General features: G+C 38.9%; 1 protein-coding gene. It reads left to right on the top strand.

Features of this window, described 5'->3' with window-relative positions; translation table 11 throughout:
- Nucleotides 1–321 (top strand): transposase (locus B0E34_RS01155; RefSeq protein WP_165762929.1); only part of this gene is annotated, 321 nt, incomplete at both ends.

Below are 321 nucleotides of genomic sequence, written 5' to 3'. Positions count from 1 at the left end.
CAGGCTTTTGAAAATCAGCAGAAAAATAAGACAGAAAGTAAAAGAAATTACTCTGGATATGGCGGGTTCTATGAAGCTTATCGCGAAACAATGTTTTCCTAATGCCATGCAGGTGGTCGATAGATTTCATGTCCAGAAACTCGCTGCAGAAGCTGTTCAGGAGCTCAGAATTCAGTATCGGTGGGAAGCCATTGATTTTGAAAATGAAATTATAAAACAATCCAGAGACAAGAAAGTAAACCCCGACATTCATATTTTTGAAAACGGAGATACCCGAAAACAACTTCTGGCAAGAAGCCGGTATTTACTTTACAAAAGCAG

The organism is Chryseobacterium mucoviscidosis (genome assembly GCF_002177115.1).
Taxonomy (GTDB): Bacteria; Bacteroidota; Bacteroidia; order Flavobacteriales; family Weeksellaceae; genus Chryseobacterium; species Chryseobacterium mucoviscidosis.
Note: the sequence above shows the minus strand (reverse complement) of the source record. Positions and strands in the feature narration are given on the sequence as shown.